14 protein-coding genes and 1 tRNA gene are annotated in these 14,988 nt (G+C 70.9%); 8 read left to right on the top strand and 7 right to left on the bottom strand.

Annotation, left to right across the window (positions count from 1 at the left end):
- Nucleotides 1–297: 297 nt before the first annotated feature.
- Nucleotides 298–834 carry a TlpA family protein disulfide reductase gene (locus tag ABTY62_RS10405; RefSeq protein ID WP_352128999.1) on the bottom strand — a complete coding sequence of 179 codons (537 nt, stop codon included), beginning with the start codon at nucleotides 832–834 and terminating at the stop codon, nucleotides 298–300.
- Nucleotides 731–1,378: a MauE/DoxX family redox-associated membrane protein gene (locus ABTY62_RS10400; protein WP_352129038.1), complete on the bottom strand. Its 648-nt coding sequence runs from the start codon at nucleotides 1,376–1,378 to the stop codon at nucleotides 731–733. Before ABTY62_RS10400 ends, ABTY62_RS10405 begins: the two co-directional genes overlap by 104 nt.
- A 221-nt stretch (nucleotides 1,379–1,599) precedes the next feature.
- On the opposite strand from ABTY62_RS10400, the gene ABTY62_RS10395 reads away from it, so the two are divergent.
- From ABTY62_RS10395 to ABTY62_RS10385, 3 genes are all read left to right on the top strand, one after another.
- A complete protein-coding gene (locus tag ABTY62_RS10395) occupies nucleotides 1,600–1,761 on the top strand; it encodes a hypothetical protein (RefSeq protein ID WP_352128998.1) in 162 nt (53 codons plus the stop codon).
- Nucleotides 1,762–1,845: 84 nt separating this feature from the next.
- On the top strand, nucleotides 1,846–3,705 hold the full coding sequence (locus ABTY62_RS10390; RefSeq protein WP_352128997.1) for an ABC transporter ATP-binding protein: 1,860 nt from the start codon (nucleotides 1,846–1,848) through the stop codon (nucleotides 3,703–3,705).
- A 2-nt stretch (nucleotides 3,706–3,707) separates the two neighbouring features.
- On the top strand, nucleotides 3,708–4,199 hold the full coding sequence (locus ABTY62_RS10385; protein WP_352128996.1) for a S26 family signal peptidase: 492 nt from the start codon (nucleotides 3,708–3,710) through the stop codon (nucleotides 4,197–4,199).
- A 193-nt stretch (nucleotides 4,200–4,392) separates the two neighbouring features.
- Here the strand turns inward: ABTY62_RS10385 and ABTY62_RS10380 are convergent, their stop codons facing one another.
- Entirely contained in the window at nucleotides 4,393–4,530 is a 138-nt protein-coding gene (locus ABTY62_RS10380; RefSeq protein ID WP_352128995.1) for a hypothetical protein, read from the bottom strand.
- Nucleotides 4,531–4,857: 327 nt separating this feature from the next.
- On the opposite strand from ABTY62_RS10380, the gene ABTY62_RS10375 reads away from it, so the two are divergent.
- Nucleotides 4,858–5,301: a hypothetical protein gene (locus tag ABTY62_RS10375; protein ID WP_352128994.1), complete on the top strand. Its 444-nt coding sequence runs from the start codon at nucleotides 4,858–4,860 to the stop codon at nucleotides 5,299–5,301.
- A gap of 18 nt (nucleotides 5,302–5,319) precedes the next feature.
- Nucleotides 5,320–5,826: a hypothetical protein gene (locus ABTY62_RS10370; protein ID WP_352128993.1), complete on the top strand. Its 507-nt coding sequence runs from the start codon at nucleotides 5,320–5,322 to the stop codon at nucleotides 5,824–5,826.
- Here the strand turns inward: ABTY62_RS10370 and ABTY62_RS10365 are convergent.
- From ABTY62_RS10365 to sucC, 4 genes are all read right to left on the bottom strand, one after another.
- Nucleotides 5,808–5,892 (bottom strand) — tRNA-Leu (locus ABTY62_RS10365). The genes ABTY62_RS10370 and ABTY62_RS10365 overlap by 19 nt on opposite strands.
- Before the next feature lie 156 nt (nucleotides 5,893–6,048).
- Nucleotides 6,049–7,593 carry an aldehyde dehydrogenase family protein gene (locus tag ABTY62_RS10360; protein WP_352128992.1) on the bottom strand — a complete coding sequence of 515 codons (1,545 nt, stop codon included), beginning with the start codon at nucleotides 7,591–7,593 and terminating at the stop codon, nucleotides 6,049–6,051.
- 39 nt (nucleotides 7,594–7,632) lie between these two features.
- Entirely contained in the window at nucleotides 7,633–8,550 is a 918-nt protein-coding gene (gene sucD, locus ABTY62_RS10355) for a succinate--CoA ligase subunit alpha (RefSeq protein WP_352128991.1), read from the bottom strand.
- 14 nt (nucleotides 8,551–8,564) lie between these two features.
- Nucleotides 8,565–9,695, bottom strand: a complete 1,131-nt coding sequence (sucC, locus tag ABTY62_RS10350; RefSeq protein ID WP_352129037.1) for an ADP-forming succinate--CoA ligase subunit beta — start codon at nucleotides 9,693–9,695, stop codon at nucleotides 8,565–8,567.
- Nucleotides 9,696–9,871: 176 nt separating this feature from the next.
- Between sucC and ABTY62_RS10345 the strand changes: the two genes are divergently transcribed.
- Genes ABTY62_RS10345 through ABTY62_RS10335 form a run of 3 tightly spaced genes read left to right on the top strand, consistent with a single transcriptional unit; the run spans nucleotide 9,872 to nucleotide 14,958 of the window.
- Nucleotides 9,872–11,554, top strand: a complete 1,683-nt coding sequence (locus ABTY62_RS10345) for a thiamine pyrophosphate-binding protein (protein WP_352128990.1) — start codon at nucleotides 9,872–9,874, stop codon at nucleotides 11,552–11,554.
- Between the two features lie 12 nt (nucleotides 11,555–11,566).
- Nucleotides 11,567–12,796 (top strand): formyl-CoA transferase, encoded by a 1,230-nt coding sequence (frc, locus tag ABTY62_RS10340; protein WP_352128989.1) that lies wholly within the window; start codon nucleotides 11,567–11,569, stop codon nucleotides 12,794–12,796.
- Nucleotides 12,797–12,798: 2 nt separating this feature from the next.
- Nucleotides 12,799–14,958, top strand: coding sequence for an acetate--CoA ligase family protein (locus ABTY62_RS10335; RefSeq protein WP_352128988.1), 2,160 nt, complete (start codon nucleotides 12,799–12,801; stop codon nucleotides 14,956–14,958).
- The last annotated feature ends 30 nt before the right edge of the window (nucleotides 14,959–14,988 follow it).

Here is a 14,988-nt window from a genome sequence, read left to right as displayed (position 1 = left end):
ATGACGACCCCGCGTTGCTGTGGCAGCAGGATGTACGCGCGGGTCGGCTCCGCTGCTTCCGCCGCAGCCACAGGTTCGAGTCCTTGGCAGGAGCCGCGCTCAAGGGCTGGTCGTACCGGGACCCTGTGACCGGCGGAGACGCGCTGGTCGTCACAATGTCGGCACATCTACTGAAGACGCATGTCGGGTGACGCGCCGAGCTCGGACCATCTGGACGACGCCGTACGGGCGACGCTCGCGCTCGCCCTCACCGATGTGGGGTAGCCGCCGCTCGCCGCCGCTCCCTCAGCAGTTCCCTCAGCCGACCGGAACCGGAGCGGGAGCCGGCAGTCGCTTCGCGCTGATGCTGCTGGCGGTGAGCGTCCCGGTCGCGTCGACGATGCCGAAGACCGGGTAGCCCTCCACCCGGAACGCCTTCTCCGTCGGCCCCTCGTCGGCGTCCTCAATCACCACATGGCCCAGCCCGCGGAGCGGTTCGGCCAGTTCCCGGGCGTTCTCCTCGTCGCCATGGACGAAGGTGACGACCGTCCGGCCCAGCTCCTGGTGCGTCCGGGCCACTTCCACGAAGTGCGGGAGCTGATCCTTGCACGCGGAGCAAGTCGTGGACACGAACCCGATCAGCGCGTTCCGCAGGGTCTCCGCGGAGATCCGCTCGCCGTCGAGCGTCTCCGCCTCGAACTCCGGCATCCGCGACCCCGTCGGCAGCATCAGATCGTCCGCCGCATAGGGATCAGCCTGCCCGGCCCGGAGCTTGCGGATGATGCCGAAGGTGAGCAGCAGGTTCAGCAGCAACAGCACCGCCAGTACCACGACGGCGGCGATCAGAAACGGCATCGGTTCTCCCTGTGGGCGGTACGGGCTCCGTGAACAGAGCGGCTATGTCATCGGTGGCGACGACCAGCAGGATGCCGACCAGCGCGGCGAACGCGGCCGTGGCGATCCCGCCGGGGTGTCCGGGTATCGCGGGGGCACCGCCGAGAGCGGCGGCGATCCCCAGCCCGGCCACCGCGATCAGCGCCCCGTTGCGGACCAGGTGACGGCGTCCGATCGGCGCCGTGGACGGGCCGAAGCAGGCGCACGACGTCTTCTTGTTCTGCCGCAGGACGTTCACGATCGCCCCGGTCAGCACCACGAGCAGGGCACTGGCCAGGGCGAGTCCGGCCAGTCCGCCCGGCGGGGCGACAAGGAGCGGCGGAATCAGGCATTCGGCGCCGATGACGGTAAGCGCGACCAGTCGCAGAAATCGGGCGGGCGCACCCATGTCCCGGGCGGCCCCCTCGAATTCCCGGAACGCGGCCCGCCCGCGCAGTTTGCTCGCCGCGGAGACCACAAAGACTCCACCGAGCAGAAGTCGGCAGGTCAGCAGGACGTAAGCCATGAACTTCCCTGGTGGTGAGGCGGCATCGGGGCAAGCTAACCCCGAAGAGGCGTTCGAGGCAACGCTGAACGGAGACCAGAAAGGGAATGTCAGATTCCCCATGGAAGTCCGCATTCCGCGACCAGAAAAACCCGTTAATCGGAATCCATGATTCCCCTAGCGCACGCGAGTTCGAGCGCCGTACTGTTCCGCCGTCCCGATCATCAACGGAAGGACACCTCATGGTGGGCAAGTTGAGCGACCGCCTTCTCGGACTCGTGCTGCGCGAGGAGCGCGCCGGCGCCTGCGTCCCGGAGAACGGTACGAAGTGCAAGTGCTCGGGCGGCGTGCTGTACAGGTTCAACTGCCTGGGCTCGTGCGTGAAGACCAGCCTGAAGTGCTGACGCGCTGACCCCTGACGGCCCCGGGCGAACCGCGGATCCCCCGGGGCCTGTCCCCGCTGTCCGAGCGCGAGGAAGACCAGCACCGTGACCGAGACTCCCGAAGCGCCGGAGGCGCCGCGCTCCCGACTGCGGCTGCGCGCCCTCACGACCTGCGTGGCGCTGCTGTTCCAGGCCAGCAGGGTGGGCACCCCCGCGATGCTGGTGACGGCCGTGCTGTCCGGACTGCTGCCCGCGTTCTCGGCCTGGCTCGGCAAGCTCCTCTTCGACGAGATCGGCCGGGGCGGCGACGCGGATGTCGGCCGCGCCACCGCGCTCGCCCTCTCCCTCGCGGGTGCCGGAGCGGTCACCGCGGTGTTGTTGCAGCTCAGCGGCTATCTGGACGAAGTGGTCCGGCAGCGACTCGTGGTCACCATCGAGGACCGGCTCTTCGCCCGAGTCAGCGGATTCCGGGGGCTGCGGCTCTTCGAGACGCCCGCTTTCCACGACCGGCTGCGGCTGGCCCAGGAGGCGTCCCAGGACGCGCCCCACAACATCACCCTGTTCAGTCAGACCGCCATGCAGGCCGTCTCCACCGTCTCCGGGTTCACGGGCGTACTCCTCGTGGTCTGGCCGCCCATGGTCGGCCTGCTCTTCCTGGTCGGCGCCGCAGCGCTCACAGCGCGGCTCTTCCAGGCCCGCAGACAGGCGGAGGTCTCCGAGATCGTCTCCGGCAAGTACCGCCGCAGGATGTTCTACCGGGGCCTGCTGACCGACCCGCGCGCCGCCAAGGAGATACGCCTCTTCGGGCTCGGCGGCTTTATGCACACCCGGCTGGTCGGCGCGCTCGGTGAGGCGACCGACGCCGAACTCCGTGTCGCCCGGCGCGGGATACTCGTCCAGTCCGGTTTCGCGCTGCTGAACGCGGCGGTCACCGGTCTTGGCACCGTGATCGTCGCGGTGGGCGCGGCGCACGGGAAGTTCACGGTGGGCGACGTGACCCTGTTCATCGCGGCCGCTGCCGGAATCCAGTCGGCCCTCGGCGGGATCGTCATGCAGGCCGGGATGGCCGTCGAGGGGATCCGGCTGTTCGGCCACTACATCGACCTCATGCAGACCCCGGACGACCTCGGCCCCGGCAGTGCCCCGGTCCCGGTCGACGCCGCGGCGTCGGCGCTCAAGGACGCGATCGAGCTGCGGGACGTCTGGTTCCGCTACGACACCACAGGACCCTGGGTCCTGCGCGGGGTGAACCTCACCATCCCGGCGGGCGGCGCTGTCGGCCTGGTGGGCCGGAACGGGGCGGGCAAGAGCACGCTGGTGAAGCTGCTCTGCCGGTTCTACGACCCGGTGCGCGGCCAGATCCTCTGGGACGGGACAGATATCCGCACCATGGACATCGAGGACCTCCGCCGCCGCATCGGCGCCACGTTCCAGGACCATATGGCGTATGACCTGACGGCCCAGGAGAACATCGGCGTCGGTGACCTCCCTCGCCTGACGGACCGGGAGGGCGTACGGGCCGCGGCGCGCGAGGCGGAGATCGACGGGACGCTGGACGGCCTCCGACAGGGCTACGACACCCTGCTGAGCCGGGTCCAGGTGGACGAGTACGGCGCCCCACCCGGCGTCACCCTGTCCGGCGGGCAGTGGCAGCGGGTCGCCCTGGCCCGCTCCCTGATGCGGCGCGAGGCCGATCTGCTGATCCTGGACGAGCCCAGCTCGGCGCTCGACGCGCAGGCGGAGTACGACATCAGCAGGACCCTGCGCAGGCACCGGGCGGGCAGGGCCAGCCTGCTGATCTCGCACCGCCTCAGCGCCCTCCGGGACGCGGACGTGATCGTCGTCCTGGCGAACGGCAGGGTCGCCGAGACGGGCACGCACGACGAACTGATGGGGCAGCACGGCCAGTACGCGCACCTGTTCACGGTGCAGGCGGTCGGCTACCAGGATGCGCGGGTGAAGTGACGATGCGTCAGAGAAGAAGGACGGTGCGCTGCGCTGCCCTGCTGGCGGCGGGGGCAGCGGCGCTGGCGGGGGCCGGGGCGCTGGTCCGCCGGAAGCTGCTGCTGATCCGGGTAACCGGCAGCAGCATGGCGCCGACGTACGAAGACGGCGCCCGTCTGCTGGTCCGTACCGGCATCCGGATCCAGCGCGGTGACGTGGTCGTCTTCCGGCACCCGAGGGGCGAGCGGGATCCGGAGCAACTGCGCTGGCTGGTCAAGCGGGTGACCGCGCTGCCAGGCGAGCCGGTTCCCAGGGACGTCCTTGAGCGGGTCGGAGCACGCCCCGGCGAGGCGGTGCCCGAGGGCCGGATGGTCGTGCGGGGCGACGCCGAAAGCACCCTGGACTCCCGCCACTTCGGATACGTACCGACCGGGACCGTGCTGGGTGTGGTGGTGCCCCGCCGCACTCACCGTACATTTCCCGCACCCGCGGAAGGCGCCATTGCGGTGAATTAAGAGCGTCCCAGGCGCTCCGGGGGCATTTCGCTCGTTCGGGCCCGGAGGGGGAAATCCAGTGGATTCTGGGCAACCTTCCCGTGGAAGCTCACAGAAGTTCACAGCACCATGGGCTCTAGCCACCCTCTGGCATGACTAGCGGACCACCCCCGCGAATGACAGGACACCGTGGCCGCGACGGTCTCCCAGAGCATCAGCGGTACGGTTCGCGGTGTACCTGGGAGTGGAGCAGCGGCTGCTCGACCGGCGTGTGGAGCACGTACGACAGCGTCGGCAGTCCGGGCAGGCGGCTGGCCGTGTTCCAGGCGGCGAGCAACCGCGTCGTCGACATGAAGCTGCGGCTGGAGAGCGGGCGGCTCCTGCTCTACCGGGCCTGCGACGCGCTGGACCTCCCGCACGCATGCTTGACGTGGGGACTCGCCGGTTTCGACGTAGCCTCAGGAATCTCCCCGTAGTCCTTGTAGGTCGGCTCCACCATGAGGACGTGGCCCCGGTCATCAAAGATCTGCTCTTCTAAGGGGAGAAGGGTGGCATGCTCGCAGGCTCGGCCATCCGACGGGCCTGGCGGACCGCGCGCCGGGCAGGTCTTGAACGCGGAGGAACACGACTATCCGCTTGCAAGGCGCGTGTCTACGCCCGCTGCATCACCGAACCGGGTATGGACGCCCGCACTCGCTGCGTCACCTACCCCGACACTTCGGGCAGCGAGAACGCGGCCAGCAGGGCCCCGGTCCTGCTCGCCGAACTGCACCCGGACACCCTCCCCGCAGGCAGCGACGAACTACGCGCCACCGATGACACCATGCCCGCGGCGATGGAGAACGGCTGGCCCGGCTTCTTCCACCGCGCCCACCGACTCCTGCCCGGCGACGGCCTCCTCCTGCTCGCCACCCGGCAACGCCGCGACGCCGGATGCCTCACCGACTCCCGCGGCTCCCTGATCGCCACAGCACGCACCGCCGGCTTCCGCTACCTGCAGCACATCGTCATCGTCCACGGCCACCTCGCCGGCGACCGGATCACGCCCACACCGCCCGAGGGCGCCCCGCCCGGCCTCATCCACTCCGACCTGATCGTCCTGTCCGCGATCACCAGCGCATAACAAAAAAGGGGATATGCCATGTCCGCCAGTGAATCGGTGTGGAACACCGCACCCACCTCCCCGCACCGGCTGGACGACACCATCGACCTCATGGCGACCGCAGCAGCCCCCGCACAAGAGACCGCTGCCGTCGCGGCCGCCCGCAAGGTGATCGCCGACTGCGACACCAAGCTCGCCACCCACCGCGCGGCCCTCGAAGCAGGCGCCGACCCTGCCGTCGTCACCCAGTGGATCACCGAGACCCAGGCCCGGCGGGCCAGAGCAGAAGCCGAGCTCCGCGCGTCATCGACGGGGGCGGAGACGCGGCTGTCCCGCGATGAGATCGCGCGCCTCGTCCGCTCGATCAAGGATCTGGCCGCTGTGGTACGGCAGGCCGAGTGCCAGGACAAGGCTGAGATCTACCGGCAGCTCGGAGTGCGACTCACGTACGACTCCGGGAAACACAAAGTGCTGGCCGAGATGAGACTCGACCAGCACTCCCGCGAAGCCCGTGGGCTATCAGTACGTGTCCGAGGGGGGACTTGAACCCCCACGCCCGATAAAGGGCACTAGCACCTCAAGCTAGCGCGTCTGCCATTCCGCCACCCGGACCAGGTGTGCTCCGCGGCTTCCCGCGGCGACAGGGACAACGATACCAAGGTTTTGGAGTGCCTTTCACCTGCGTAAGGACCCGGCCCCGGGCCGCGCCGACCTGCGGTGACGCGGCCCGGGGCCGGGTTGGGAGTCACGGTGGGTGGTCGGGCGGTGTCAGGCGGGCATCAGGTGGTAGTCGGGGAAGTTTCCGGGGGCGCGGTCGGGGTCGGGGCCTTCGGTGACGGCGTGGACGAGGAGGTCGCCGCCGACGAAGGCGCCGCGCCAGGAGGCGCCGAAGCCGCCGAAGAGCTCGTCGCGGTCGCCGCGGGAGCGGGGCTTGCCGTGGCCGGTCTTGAAGGCGCGGATCTGGGGGGCCAGGCGCTGGTAGGTGTCGGGGTCGTCGCAGGAGAGGGTGGCGACGAGGGCGCCGTTGCTGGCGTTCATGGCGGCCAGCAGCTCGGCCTCGGTGTCCACCAGGACGAGGGTGTCGACGGGGCCGAAGGGCTCGGCGTGGTGGAGGGGGGAGGACGGGGGCGGGTTGAGGAGGGTGACCGGGGCCAGGTAGGCGGAGCGGTCCTGGCCGGGGAGGAAGTGGCCGTCGTCGAGGTCGCCGCGGTGGAGGGGGACGGCGCCGCGGTCGATGGCCTCGGCCACCTGGTCGCCGAGCTCCTTGGCCTTGGCGGCGTTGATCAGGGGGCCGAAGTCCAGCTCGGGGAGGGGGTCCTCCGGGTGCTCGACGGCGAGCGGGTGGCCGAGGCGGATGGCGCGCACGGCCGGGAGGTAGACGGCGAGGAAGGCGTCGAAGGAGGAGCGCTGGACGACGAAGCGGGGGTAGGCGGTGCAGCGCTGCTTGGCGTAGTCGAAGGTCTTGCGGAGGTGGGGGCCGAGCTCGTCCCAGCCGGTGAAGTTCCAGATGCCCCAGGTGTTCAGCCCCTCCTGCTCCAGGATGTGGCGTTTGCCGAGGTCGGCGACGGCGGTGGCGACGCGGGCGCCGGTGTCGCGGCCGCCGACGAAGGAGACGCAGCCGATCTCGGGCGAGCGGACCAGGGCCTCGGAGAGCTCGCCGCCGCTGCCGCTGAGCAGGGTGAGGGGGAGGCCCTCGCGCGCGGCGAGGGCGGAGGCGAGGGTGAGACAGGCGAGGCCGCCGTCGGTGGGGGTCTTGGCGATCACAGCGTTGCCCGCGAGGGCCTGGACCAGCATGGCGTGGGCCAGGACGCTCATCGGGTAGTTCCAGCTGGCGATGTTTGAGACCGGGCCCGGGAGCGGGGAGCGGCCGTCCAGCATGCGGTCGATCTCGCCGGCGTACCAGCGGACGCCGTCGATGGCCCGGTCCACATCGGCCTGGGCGAGCCGCCAGGGCTTGCCGATCTCCCAGACCAGGAGGAGGGCGAGCAGCTCGCGGTGGGCGGCGAGCGCGTCGAGGGCGGCGGTGACACGGGCGCGGCGCTCCGGGAGGGGTACGTGGCGCCAGGCGCGGTGCTGGTCGAGGGCGGCGCGTACGGCCTGGCGGGCGGTGGCCGCGTCCAGGCGTGGCGGGCCGGCGATGGGGGTGCCGTCGACCGGGGTGGCGGCGGGGAGGGGGTGGCCGTCGGTGTGCCAGCGGCCGTCCCAGAGGTTGCGGACGCGGTCGTCCCAGAACGCCTCGGGCGCGGCGTCCTGGCAGCGCTGCCAGGCGTCGGCCCAGGTGGTGCCGGGTTTCGGGGTGAGGGTGGCTGCCATCTGTGGACTCCGCTCTCGGGGCACGGGCGCGGTCACCGTTCACACCACCTTCCCCCGTCGGGCGCGGCTCGCCTCGCCCGCGTCGGCCAGAAGGGCGAACACCAGCTCGGCGGTCTCCGTCGGGGTGGCCCCCACCCGTACGCCGGCCGCCTCCAGCGCCTCCTTCTTGGCTCGGGCGGTTCCCGAGGAGCCGGACACGATGGCTCCGGCGTGGCCCATGGTCCTGCCCTCGGGGGCCGTGAAGCCCGCTATGTAGGCGATCACCGGCTTGGTCACCCGCTCGGCGATGAAACGCGCGGCGCGCTCCTCCGCGTCGCCGCCTATCTCGCCGATCATCACGATCAGGTCGGTGTCGGGGTCGGCCTCGAAGGCGGCCAGGGCGTCGATGTGGGTGGTGCCGATCACCGGGTCGCCGCCGATGCCCACGCACGTCGAGAAACCGATGTCGCGCAGCTCGTACATCAGCTGGTAGGTCAGCGTGCCGGACTTGGACACCAGCCCGATCCGCCCCGGCTTGGTGATGTCGGACGGGATGATGCCCGCGTTCGACCGGCCCGGGGAGATCAGCCCCGGGCAGTTCGGGCCGATGACGCGGGTGGCGCGGGCCCGGGCGTGGGCCTGGAAGACGACCGCGTCGTGCACCGGGATGCCCTCGGTGATCACGACGGCGAGCGGGATCCCGGCGTCGGCGGCCTCGGTGACCGCGGCCCTGGCGAACGGCGGCGGGACGAAGAGGACCGTGACATCCGCGCCGGTGGCGTCCATCGCCTCGCGTACGGAGCCGAAGACCGGCACCGTACGGCCGTCGACGTCGACCCGTGTCCCGGCCTTGCGCGGGTTGACCCCGCCGACGATGTCGGTGCCGGCCGCGAGCATCCGGCGGGTGTGCTTCACGCCCTCCGCGCCGGTCATGCCCTGGACGATGACCTTGCTGTTCTCGGTGAGGAAGATTGCCATGACGCGAAGCCTCCTTAGGCCGCGGCGGCCGCGAGTTCGGCGGCCCGCGCCGCGGCGCCGTCCATGGTGTCCGCCTGGTGTACGAGCGGGTGGGCGCGCTCGGCGAGGATCGCCCGGCCGCGCGCCGCGCTGTTGCCGTCGAGCCGGACGACCAGCGGTTTGGTGAGGGTGACGGTGTCCAGGGCGCGGACGATGCCCTCGGCCACCGCGTCGCAGGCGGTGATGCCGCCGAAGACGTTGACGAGGACGGACCGTACGTCGGGGTCGCCGAGGACGATCGCGAGGCCGCCCGCCATCACCTCGGCCGAGGCGCCGCCGCCGATGTCCAGGAAGTCGGCGGGGCGGGCGCCGCAGCCCGCGACCACGTCGAGGGTGGACATGACCAGGCCCGCGCCGTTGCCGATGACGCCGACCCGGCCGTCGAGCTTGACGTAGTTCAGGCCCTTGGCCGCCGCCTGCGCCTCCAGGTCGACACCGCCGGGGTCCGCCTCGTACGCGTACGTCCTACGGAAGCTCGCGTTGTCGTCGAGCGTCACCTTGCCGTCCAGGGCCACGATCGCCCCGCCACGCGTCACCACGAGCGGGTTGACCTCGACCAGCAGCGCGTCCTGCTCGGTCAGCACGGTCCACAGGCGGCACAGGATCCCCGCCGCCTCGCCCGGCAGCCCGCCCGCCGCGGCGATCTCGGCGGCCTTCGCCTCGGTCACGCCCTCCGCCGGGTCCACCGCGATCCGGGCCACCGCCTCGGGGTGGCGGGCCGCCACTTCCTCGATCTCCATGCCGCCCTCGGCGGAGGCGATCGCCAGGAAGCGGCCACTGGCCCGGTCCAGGGCGTAGCCGACGTAGAACTCGCTTTCCACGTCGACGGGTTCGGCAACCATCACGCGGTGGACGGTGTGCCCCTTGATGTCCATGCCGAGGATCTGACGTGCCGTCAGTTCCGCCGCCGCCGGGTCGGCGGCGAGCTTCACCCCGCCCGCCTTCCCCCGTCCCCCGGTCTTCACCTGGGCTTTGACGACGACTCGGCCGCCCAGCCGCTCGGCCGCGGCGCGGGCCGCGGGCGCCGTGTCGGCGACCTCCGCCCGTGGCACCGACACGCCGTAGTGCTCGAAGAGTTCCCGTGCCTGATGTTCGAACAGGTCCATGCCCGCTCCTTGGTCCCAGTCGCAGCGCTTGGTCAAACCCTTGCCGAACGCCCCCTGGACATCGATCAGTCGATGCGGGATAACAATGTTCATACCGCATAACGTCGACTGTATGCAATCTGCACAACCGACCGCGAGACCGCACCCCCACCCCCGACGAAGGGACGCGAATCGCCATGCCCGACGACAGCCAGGAACTCATCTCCGGCGGGCACCTGGTCGCCAAGGCGCTCAAAGCCGAGGGCGTCGACGTCATCTACACCCTCTGCGGCGGCCACATCATCGACATCTACGACGGCTGCGTCGACGAGGGCATCGACGTCATCGACGTACGCCATGAACAGGTGGCCGCCCACGCCGCCGACGGCTACGCCCGGATCACCGGCAAGCCCGGCTGCGCCGTCGTCACGGCCGGCCCCGGCACCACCGACGCGGTCACCGGCGTCGCCAACGCCTTCCGCGCCGAGTCCCCCATGCTGCTCATCGGCGGCCAGGGCGCCCACAACCAGCACAAGATGGGGTCCCTCCAGGACCTCCCGCACGTCGACATGATGGCGCCGATCACCAAGTTCGCCGCCACCGTCCCGGACACCGCCCGCGCCGCCGACATGGTCTCCATGGCCTTCCGTGAGTGCTACCACGGCGCGCCCGGCCCGTCCTTTCTGGAGATCCCGCGCGATGTGCTGGACGCCAAGGTCCCGGTGGCGAAGGCCCGGATCCCCGAGGCCGGGAAGTACCGGGCCTCCACCCGCAGCGCCGGGGACCCCGAGGCCGTCGAGAAACTGGCCGACCTGCTGGTACGGGCCGAGAAGCCGGCGATCCTGCTCGGCAGCCAGGTGTGGACCTGCCGCGCCACGGACGCGGCCATCGAGCTGGTGCGGACGCTGAACGTGCCCGCGTACATGAACGGCGCGGGGCGCGGCACCCTGCCGCCCGGCGACCCGCACCACTTCCAGCTCTCCCGCCGCTACGCCTTCGCAGGCGCCGACCTGATCGTGATCGTCGGCACCCCGTTCGACTTCCGCATGGGCTACGGCAAGCGGCTCTCCCCCGACGCGACGGTCGTCCAGATCGACCTCGACTACCGCACCGTCGGCAAGAACCGCGACATCGACCTGGGCATCGTCGGCGACGCCGGCCTCGTCCTGTCCGCCGTCACCCAGGCCGCCTCGGGCCGGCTCAACGGGGGCGCGGGCAAGCGCAAGGAGTGGCTGGACGAGCTGCGCGCCGCCGAGCAGACCGCGATCGAGAAGCGGCTGCCGCAGCTGCGCTCGAACGCCTCCCCCATCCACCCGTACCGGCTGGTCAGCGAGATCAACGACTTCCTCACCGAGGACTCGATCTACATCGGCGACGGCGGCGACATCGTCACCTTCTCCGGCCAGGTGGTGCAGCCCAAGTCCCCCGGCCACTGGATGGACCCGGGGCCGCTGGGCACCCTCGGGGTCGGTGTGCCGTTCGTGATGGCCGCCAAGCAGGCCCGCCCCGACAAGGAGGTCGTCACCCTCTTCGGGGACGGCGCGTTCTCCCTCACCGGCTGGGACTTCGAGACGCTGGTCCGCTTCAACCTGCCCTTCGTCGGCATCGTCGGCAACAACTCCTCCATGAACCAGATCCGTTACGGCCAGAAGGCCAAGTACGGCGAGGAGCGCCAACGGATCGGCAACACCCTCGGCGATGTGCCGTACGACCAGTTCGCGCGGATGCTCGGCGGCTACGGCGAGGAGGTCCGCGACCCGGCGGACATCGCCCCGGCCCTGCGGCGCGCCCGCGAGTCCGGCAAGCCGTCGCTGATCAACGTATGGGTCGACCCGGACGCGTACGCCCCCGGAACGATGAACCAGACGATGTACAAGTAAAGGGGCCATGAGATGACCCAGGCTCTTGAGGGCGTGCGCGTCCTCGACATGACGCACGTACAGTCCGGTCCCTCCGCCACCCAGCTGCTGGCCTGGCTCGGCGCGGACGTCATCAAACTGGAGTCCGTCACCGGGGACATCACGCGCAAGCAGCTGCGCGACCTCCCGGACGTCGACTCCCTCTACTTCACGATGCTCAACTGCAACAAGCGGAGCATCACCCTCAACACCAAGACCGAGCGCGGCAAGGAGCTCCTCACCGAGCTCATCCGGCGCAGCGACGTCATGGTGGAGAACTTCGGCCCCGGCGCCGTGGATCGCATGGGGTTCACCTGGGAGCGCATCCAGGAGATCAACCCGCGGATCGTCTACGCCTCGATCAAGGGCTTCGGCGACGGCCCGTACACCAACTTCAAGGCGTACGAGGTGGTCGCGCAGGCCATGGGCGGGTCGATGTCCACGACCGGCTTCGACGACGGGCCGCCGCTGGCGACCGGCGCGCAGATCGGCGACTCGGGCACCGGGGTGCACTGTGTGGCGGGCATCCTGGCCGCGCTCTACCAGCGCACCCGCACCGGGCGCGGCCAGCGCGTCAATGTGGCCATGCAGCACGCGGTGCTGAATCTGTGCCGGGTCAAGCTGCGCGACCAGCAGCGGCTGGCGCACGGCGCGCTCGCGGAGTACCCGAACGACAGCTTCGGGGACGAGGTGCCGCGCTCGGGCAACGCGAGCGGCGGCGGACAGCCCGGCTGGGCGGTCAGGTGCGCGCCCGGCGGGCCCAACGACTATGTGTACGTCATCGTGCAGCCCGTCGGCTGGCAGCCGATCACCGAGCTGATCGGCCGGCCGGAGCTGGCCGAGGACCCGGAGTGGGCGACGCCCGAGGCGCGGCTGCCCAAGCTGGCCAAGATGTTCCAGCTGATCGAGGAGTGGTCGAGCACCCTGCCCAAGTGGGAGGTGCTGGAGGCGCTGAACGCCCACAACATCCCCTGCGGGCCGATCCTGTCCACCAGGGAGATCGTCGAGGACGCGTCGCTCGTGGCCAACGAGATGGTGGTGAAGGTCGACCACCCCGAGCGCGGCACCTTCACCACCGTCGGCTCGCCACTGAAGCTGTCCGACTCCCCGGTCGAGGTCGAGCGCTCGCCGCTGCTGGGCGAGCACAACGAAGAGGTGTACGTCGGGGAGCTGGGCCTCGGCGACGAGGAACTGCGGCTGCTCAAAGCGAACGGAGTGATCTGACGGTGGCCGACGACACGACTTACGACACGGCGGCCGTACGGGCCGTGCTCGACGCCGCGCGCGCCGAGGGGCGCTCGGCGCTGACGGCCCCCGAGGGCAAGCTGATCACCGACGCGTACGGGATTCCGACCCCGGCCGAGGGGCTGGCGGAGTCCGCGGACGACGCGGTGGCGCTCGCCGACCGGATCGGCTTCCCGGTCGCCCTCAAGATCGTCTCCCCGGACATCCTGCACAAGACCGACGCGGGCGGGGTCCAGGTGGGGCTGAACTCGGCGGCCGAGGTGCGCGGCGCGTTCACCGCGATCGTGACCAACGCCCGCGGGTACGACCCGGGCGCCCGGATCAAGGGCGTGCAGGTGCAGCAGATGGTGCCGGCCGGCGGCCAGGAGGTCATCGTCGGCGCGGTCACCGACCCGACCTTCGGGAAGGTCGTCGCGTTCGGCCTGGGCGGGGTGCTGGTGGAGGTGCTCAAGGACATCACCTTCCGGCTGGCCCCGGCGACCGAGGACGACGCGCTGTCGATGCTGGACTCCATCCGCGCCGCCGAGGTGCTGCGCGGCGTACGCGGCGGGGCGGCGGTGGACCGGGAGGCGCTGGCCGACCTGGTGGTCCGGGTCTCCCGGCTGGCCGCCGACTTCCCCGAGGTGGCCGAGGTGGATCTGAATCCGGTGTTCGCCTCCGCGAGCGGGGTGCTGGCCGCCGACGTACGGATCCTGCTCAGCGACGAACCGCCCGCCGAGCGGCGGCGCTACTCGCGCGAGGAGATCCTGGCCGCGATGGGGCGGCTGATGCAGCCGCGCTCGGTCGCCGTGATCGGCGCCTCCAACGAGCAGGGCAAGATCGGCAACTCGGTGATGCGCAACCTCATCGACGGCGGCTTCCCGGGCGAGATCCACCCGGTGAACCCCAAGTCCGACGACATCCTGGGCCGCAAGGCGTACAAGTCGGTGACGGATGTGCCGGGCGAGGTGGATGTGGCGGTCTTCGCGATCCCCGCGAAGTTCGTCCCCGCGGCGCTGGAGGAGGTCGGCCGCAAGGGCATCCCCAACGCCGTCCTCATCCCGTCCGGCTTCGCCGAGACCGGCGAACACGAGCTCCAGGACCGGATCGTGGCGATCGCCGAGGAGCACGGGACCCGGCTGCTGGGGCCGAACATCTACGGCTACTACTCCACCTGGCAGGACCTGTGCGCCACGTTCTGCACCCCGTACGACGTCAAGGGCCCGGTGGCGCTCACCTCGCAGTCCGGCGGCATCGGGATGGCGATCCTCGGCTTCGCCCGCACCACCCGCACCGGCGTGTCGGCGATCGTCGGCCTCGGCAACAAGTCGGACGTGGACGAGGACGACCTGCTCACCTACTTCGGCGAGGACCCCAACACCCGGTGCATCGCCATGCACCTGGAGGACCTCAAGGACGGCCGCGCCTTCGTCGAGGCCGCGCGCGCCACCGTGCCGAAGAAGCCGGTCGTGGTGCTCAAGGCGGGCCGTACGGCGGCGGGCGCCAAGGCCGCGGGCTCCCACACCGGCGCGCTGGCCGGGGACGACGCGGTCTACGACGACATCCTGCGGCAGGCCGGGGTGATCCGCGCCCCGGGCCTGAACGAGATGCTGGAGTACGCGCGGGCGCTGCCCGTGCTGCCCACGCCACAAGGTGACAACGTAGTCATCATCACCGGCGCCGGGGGCTCCGGGGTGCTGCTGTCCGACGCCATCGTCGACAACGGGCTGTCGCTGATGGAGATCCCGGCGGATCTGGACGCGGCCTTCCGCCGCTTCATCCCGCCCTTCGGCGCGGCCGGCAACCCGGTCGACATCACCGGCGGCGAGCCCCCGGCCACCTACGAGGCCACCATCCGGCTGGGGCTGGAGGACCCGCGCATCCACGCGCTCGTCCTCGGCTACTGGCACACCATCGTCACCCCGCCGATGGTGTTCGCCGAGCTGACCGCGCGGGTCGTCGAGGAGTTCCGGGCGCGCGGCATCCACAAGCCCGTGGTGGCCTCCCTCGCGGGCGACACCGAGGTCGAGGAGGCGAGCCAGTACCTCTTCGAACACGGCGTGGTGGCCTACCCGTACACCACCGAGAAGCCGGTGGCCGTCCTGGGCGCGAAGTACCGCTGGGCCCGGTCGGCGGGGTTGCTCACGGGGTCGCCCACGTAAAAGCGCACCGTTCTCCCGAGCACGAAGAGT

It is taken from the genome of Streptomyces sp. NPDC097640 (assembly GCF_040302705.1).
In the GTDB taxonomy this organism is placed as follows: domain Bacteria; phylum Actinomycetota; class Actinomycetes; order Streptomycetales; family Streptomycetaceae; genus Streptomyces.
Note: the sequence above shows the minus strand (reverse complement) of the source record. Positions and strands in the feature narration are given on the sequence as shown.

Excerpts from the sequence above, each read along its gene's own strand:
- ABTY62_RS10375 (WP_352128994.1), top strand. The coding sequence starts at position 4,858 with ATGGACGCCCGCACTCGCTGCGTCACCTACCCCGACACTTCGGGCAGC.
- sucD (WP_352128991.1), bottom strand. The coding sequence starts at position 8,550 with ATGGCAATCTTCCTCACCGAGAACAGCAAGGTCATCGTCCAGGGCATG.
- ABTY62_RS10385 (WP_352128996.1), top strand. The coding sequence starts at position 3,708 with ATGCGTCAGAGAAGAAGGACGGTGCGCTGCGCTGCCCTGCTGGCGGCG.
- ABTY62_RS10345 (WP_352128990.1), top strand. The coding sequence starts at position 9,872 with ATGCCCGACGACAGCCAGGAACTCATCTCCGGCGGGCACCTGGTCGCC.
- ABTY62_RS10370 (WP_352128993.1), top strand. The coding sequence starts at position 5,320 with ATGTCCGCCAGTGAATCGGTGTGGAACACCGCACCCACCTCCCCGCAC.
- ABTY62_RS10395 (WP_352128998.1), top strand. The coding sequence starts at position 1,600 with ATGGTGGGCAAGTTGAGCGACCGCCTTCTCGGACTCGTGCTGCGCGAG.
- ABTY62_RS10405 (WP_352128999.1), bottom strand. The coding sequence starts at position 834 with ATGCCGTTTCTGATCGCCGCCGTCGTGGTACTGGCGGTGCTGTTGCTG.
- ABTY62_RS10360 (WP_352128992.1), bottom strand. The coding sequence starts at position 7,593 with ATGGCAGCCACCCTCACCCCGAAACCCGGCACCACCTGGGCCGACGCC.
- frc (WP_352128989.1), top strand. The coding sequence starts at position 11,567 with ATGACCCAGGCTCTTGAGGGCGTGCGCGTCCTCGACATGACGCACGTA.
- sucC (WP_352129037.1), bottom strand. The coding sequence starts at position 9,695 with ATGGACCTGTTCGAACATCAGGCACGGGAACTCTTCGAGCACTACGGC.
- ABTY62_RS10380 (WP_352128995.1), bottom strand. The coding sequence starts at position 4,530 with ATGTCGACGACGCGGTTGCTCGCCGCCTGGAACACGGCCAGCCGCCTG.
- ABTY62_RS10400 (WP_352129038.1), bottom strand. The coding sequence starts at position 1,378 with ATGGCTTACGTCCTGCTGACCTGCCGACTTCTGCTCGGTGGAGTCTTT.